The organism is Pseudomonas sp. P5_B2 (genome assembly GCF_056400445.1).
In genome coordinates this window covers 1-3,650 of sequence record NZ_JBFULH010000417.1, presented here as the reverse complement: position 1 = coordinate 3,650, position 3,650 = coordinate 1, and the positions used below count along the sequence as shown (strand labels likewise).

The 3,650-nt window shown below is 60.3% G+C and carries 2 protein-coding genes; both read left to right on the top strand.

Annotated elements, in window-relative coordinates:
- Positions 1-2,628, top strand: a 2,628-nt coding sequence (gene recB / locus AC1DRJ_RS21585; protein ID WP_477803926.1) for an exodeoxyribonuclease V subunit beta, incomplete at its 5' end; no start/stop codon positions are given.
- The coding region (locus AC1DRJ_RS21580; protein ID WP_477803925.1) for an AAA family ATPase at positions 2,625-3,650 on the top strand (1,026 nt) is incomplete at its 3' end. The genes recB and AC1DRJ_RS21580, both read left to right, overlap by 4 nt.

Here is a 3,650-nt window from a genome sequence, read left to right as displayed (position 1 = left end):
GAGATGGGCTTCGATGACATGCTGCTGCGCCTTGATGCCGCCTTGCAATCCGAGGGCGGCGAGCGCCTGGCCACCTTGATTCGTGAGCAGTTCCCGGTCGCGTTGATCGACGAGTTCCAGGACACCGACCCGGTGCAATACCGAATCTTCGAAAGCATCTATCGCATCGAAGATAACAATCCGGAATGCGGCCTGTTCCTGATCGGTGACCCGAAGCAGGCGATTTATGCTTTTCGTGGCGCCGACATTTACACCTACCTGCGCGCCCGTCAGGCCACTACCGGTCGATTGCATACGCTGGGCACCAACTTTCGCTCCAGCCACGGTATGGTCAGTGCGGTGAATCACGTATTCGAACGCGCAGAGTCTCGTGAGCTGGGGCGCGGGGCGTTCCTGTTTCGGGAAAAGAATGGTGAAAACCCCGTACCGTTTTTGCCCGTCGAATCCCAGGGCCGTAAAGAGGTTTTGCATGTAGAAGGTCAGGTGGTCCCGTCCCTGAATATCTGGCATTTGTCCGCAGAACAGCCGCTGTCCGGTGCTGTGTACCGGCAACAATTGGCTGCTGCCTGCGCCAGTGAAATCACGGCACTGCTCAACGGCGGACAGCAAGGGCGAGCGGGGTTCGTCGAGGCTGGCAAGGACTTCAGAGGCCTGCTGCCAGCGGATATCGCGATCCTTGTGCGCGACGGCAAAGAAGCACAAGCGGTGCGTGGTGAACTCTCGGCCCGAGGTGTGCGCAGCGTTTATCTGTCGGACAAGGACTCGGTGTTCRCCGCACAAGAAGCTCACGACGTGCTGACCTGGCTCAAGGCCTGTGCCGAGCCCGATGTCGAGCGGCCTCTGCGAGCCGCGTTGGCCTGCATCACGCTGAATCTGTCGCTGGCTGAACTGGAGCGATTGAATCAGGACGAACTGGCTTGGGAAGCTCGGGTCATGCAGTTCCGTGGCTACCGCGAGCTCTGGCGCAAGCAAGGCGTGCTGCCGATGCTGCGACGTTTGCTGCATGACTTCCACCTCCCGCAGGCATTGATCGCGCGCAGCGACGGGGAGCGAATACTGACCAACCTGCTGCACCTGTCCGAATTGCTGCAGCAGGCAGCGGCCGAACTCGACGGCGAGCAGGCGCTGATTCGTCATTTGTCCGAGCATCTGGCGTTGTCCGGCCAAGCCGGCGAAGAGCAGATCCTGCGCCTGGAAAGCGACGAACAATTGGTCAAGGTCGTGACCATTCACAAGTCCAAGGGCCTTGAATATCCCTTGGTGTTTCTGCCCTTCATCTGTTCGGCGAAACCGGTGGATGGCAGTCGTCTGCCGCTGCATTACCACGACGAAAACGGCAAGGCTCAGGTGTCGCTGAAGCCGACTGCCGAGTTGATTGCCCTGGCCGACGATGAGCGTCTGGCCGAGGATCTGCGCTTGCTGTATGTCGCCCTGACTCGTGCGCAACATGTGTGCTGGCTCGGTGTTACGGATCTCAAACGCGGCAATAACAACAGTTCGGTATTGCACCTTTCGGCATTGGGCTACCTGTTGGGCGGTGGTTTGCCATTGGCCGAATCGGCAGGCTTGAAACGGTGGCTGGAAGATTTACAGCAGGACTGCCTGGCGCTGACTTACGCGGAAATGCCGCAAGCCACCGCCGAGCTTTACCAGCCGCCGCAAAACCAGGCGACCTTGTTGGCGTTGCGCGTACCCAAACGCAAGGCCAGTGAAAACTGGTGGATCGCCTCCTATAGTGCATTGCGCATCGGTGACCGTCTGAGCGTGGGCACTGACGAAGCACCGGAAAACCCGCAAGCGCAAAAGCTCTTCGACGACGAACGCCTCGATCCGCACGCGCCACGAGAAGTGACATCCGGTGGTGGTGATATCCATCGATTCCCGCGAGGCCCTAACCCCGGCACCTTTCTCCATGGTTTGCTGGAATGGGCCGGTGACGAAGGTTTTTCCGCCACCCCGCAAGCGATCGAAGACGCGATTGCCCGGCGCTGCAATCGCCGTGGCTGGGAAGGCTGGATCACCACGCTGAGCGATTGGCTGCAACATTTGCTCAAGTCCCCGCTGCACCTCGGCGGCGGGCCGGCACCAGTGATTTTCGAGCAATTGACCCAGTACCGCGTCGAGATGGAGTTCTGGTTCGCCAGCCATAAAGTCGACGTGCTCAAACTGGATGAACTGGTGTGCCAACACACCCACAACGGCGTTGCCCGAGTGGCGGCCGAACCGGTCTTGCTCAATGGCATGTTCAAGGGCTTTATCGACCTCACCTTCGAGCACGAAGGTCGCTACTACGTCGCCGACTACAAATCCAACTGGCTGGGCGTTGATGACGCTGCCTACACCGAACAGGCCATGGAACAGTCGATTCTCGACAACCGCTATGACCTGCAATATGTCTTGTACCTGCTCGCCTTGCACCGTCAACTCAAGGCGCGGCTTGTCGACTACGATTACGACCGGCATGTCGGCGGTGCGGTCTATCTGTTCTTGCGCGGTACGCGTGCCGCCACCCAAGGCGCATATTTTGCCCGTCCACCCAAAGAACTGATCGAGYGACTGGACGGTATGTTCCAGGGCAAGCCAGAACCCAAGGCCGAACCCGCGTGGGAACAGGGAGTACTGCTATGAGCCGCACCTTCGCCGATTTGCTGCCCACACCCTTGGCGGCCGAAAGCCTGGCGGATCTGGCGCCGTTGAGTCGTGCCGATGACCTGCTGCTGTTACTGTCGCGCTGGGTCGAGCGAGGCTGGTTGCGAGCTCTGGACAAGGCCTTCGTCGCCTTCCTCCATGAACTCGCTCCCGAGGATGATCCATTGGTTCTGCTTGCCGCCGCGCTGACCAGTCACCAACTGGGCCATGGCCATGTGTGTCTGGATTTGTTCGAGACCCTCAAAGAACCGGATTTCGCCTTGTCGCTGCCCCCTGAAGGTGATCTGCACAGTGGCGCGATGGTATTGCCGTCGCAATTGCTGGAAGCGCTGGATGGAGCCCGTTGGTGCAAGGTGTTGGCTTCCAGCACTCTGGTGGCGCTGGCCGCAGACGGACGTGAATCAGCGCAATCGCGGCCCTTGGTCTTATCCGGCAAGCGTCTGTACCTGCGCCGCTACTGGGCTTACGAAAGACGCATCGACGATGCCCTGCGCCTGCGCTTGGCTGAACACGAAACGACGCCCGATGATTTACCCCAACGCCTGACCGGTTTGTTCGGTTCCGCCAAAACCGGTGAAGTAATCGATTGGCAAAAACTCGCTTGTGCCTTGGCAACCCGCAGTGCGTTCAGCATCGTGACTGGCGGCCCGGGAACCGGCAAGACCACCACCGTCGTGCGCTTGCTGGCCTTGCTCCAGGCGCCTGCCGTGGAAGCCGGTAAACCGCTGCGCATCCGCCTTGCTGCACCCACCGGCAAAGCGGCGGCCCGGCTCACGGAGTCGATCAGCCAACAGGTCCGGACCCTGGCCATCGCCGAATCGGTTCGCGGCCAGATCCCGTCTGACGTCACCACCGTGCACCGTTTGCTGGGCAGTCGTCCCGGCACGCGACATTTCCGCCATCACGCCGATAATCGCTTGCCGCTGGATGTGCTGGTGGTGGATGAAGCGTCGATGATCGACCTGGAAATGATGGCTAACTTGCTCGACGCGATGCCGGCC